Here is a 1,237-nt window from a genome sequence, read left to right as displayed (position 1 = left end):
TGCAGATCAGGCTTTCCGGCTCGATAACTTCTTCGATACGAGGAAGATGGCCCGGAAGCGAACCACGATTGGGCGCGCGTGGTTTGGAGGCTCGTTTGCTCGGCGCAACATCGGCTCCTTCCTCGGCCCGGATGGTCGCAATGGCGGTTTCCAGGTCCTCCAGCGCCAGATCAAACTGATCAGGATCGGCCCTCTCGGATTTGCGCCCGAAGGCGGCCTGCCTGAAGGCGGCAACCAGTTTTTCCAGTCGTTCGATCCGCTCGTCCTTACGAGCTTCACGCGCCGTCGCGGCGATCAGCAGCGCCTTCAGGGCAGCAATGTTATCGAGAAGATCAGCGGTCTCAGGCATGCGCCAAGTCTACCAAATCCGGCCCCGATTTGCCTTTGGAATCAGACAGCCGAGTCACCGTGCCGCAGCTATTCGATAGCTTTCGGCGCTCTCGTTTCGACGGTGCGAACCCGCCGCCAATCAAGCCCCGCAAACAGGGCCTCGAACTGAGCGTGATTCAAGCTCATCAGGCCGTCCCTGATATCAGGCCAGGTAAAGCTATGCTCTTCCAGCCGCTTGTAGGCCATCACCAGACCGCTGCCATCCCAGTAGATCAGCTTCAAACGATCGGCCTTGCGCGACCGGAACACATAGACCGTGCCTGTGAACGGGTCCTTGCGCAGCTCATTCTTCACCAGCGCCGCCAACCCGTCATGTCCTTTGCGGAAGTCTACCGGCTTCGTCGCCACCATGATCCGTACGCGGTTTGACGGAAAGATCATGCCGAGACCGCAAACGCACGCGCAACGGTAACGATCCGGCTGGCTGACGCGCCTTCCTCCAGACGGATCGTGACAGCACCAACTATGATCTCGGGACGGCTGATATTCCCCGACGGATACCCGGCCTCGGGCGGCTCCACAACCATCGCCGCAAACTCAACCGCATCCGCCGGAGCGGGCAAGACCAGCTTGCCCTGGCGCGCCATCGTACGCCACGATGACAGGTGGTTCGGATTGAGCCCATAACGCGCCGCCACCTCGCCAACCCTCACCCCCGGTCGCAAACTCTCCGAAACAATCCGCGCCTTGACATCATCCGGCCAGCGGCGATGTCCCTCACGTTCGGTCTTGCCCATCGTGAGAACCTCCAATGTACTCTCCATGGAGAAACTCCCTGCAATCTTCCATCAAAAGGTGATCGCAGATCACGACGCCAGAGGTAATGTGGGGGCAAAACACCGCTTAC

At 60.0% G+C, this 1,237-nt stretch carries 3 protein-coding genes; all 3 read right to left on the bottom strand.

The genetic code is table 11. The annotated features are described in order from the left end of the window. Positions 1 to 349: IS66 family transposase (locus F2P47_RS17525; protein ID WP_204886765.1), on the bottom strand; the 349-nt coding region annotated here is incomplete at its 3' end. A 68-nt stretch (positions 350 to 417) separates the two neighbouring features. Further along, positions 418 to 771 (bottom strand): IS66 family insertion sequence element accessory protein TnpB, encoded by a 354-nt coding sequence (gene tnpB, locus F2P47_RS17520; RefSeq protein WP_152217685.1) that lies wholly within the window; start codon positions 769 to 771, stop codon positions 418 to 420. Further along, positions 768 to 1,127 (bottom strand): transposase, encoded by a 360-nt coding sequence (locus F2P47_RS17515; RefSeq protein ID WP_246176968.1) that lies wholly within the window; start codon positions 1,125 to 1,127, stop codon positions 768 to 770. The genes tnpB and F2P47_RS17515 overlap by 4 nt, the downstream gene beginning before the upstream one ends. Positions 1,128 to 1,237 lie beyond the last annotated feature (110 nt).

This window comes from Parvibaculum sedimenti (assembly GCF_009184905.1).
GTDB lineage: Bacteria > Pseudomonadota > Alphaproteobacteria > Parvibaculales > Parvibaculaceae > Parvibaculum > Parvibaculum sedimenti.
The sequence above is the reverse complement of the archived record's forward strand: the minus strand, read 5'-3'. Positions and strand labels throughout refer to the sequence as shown.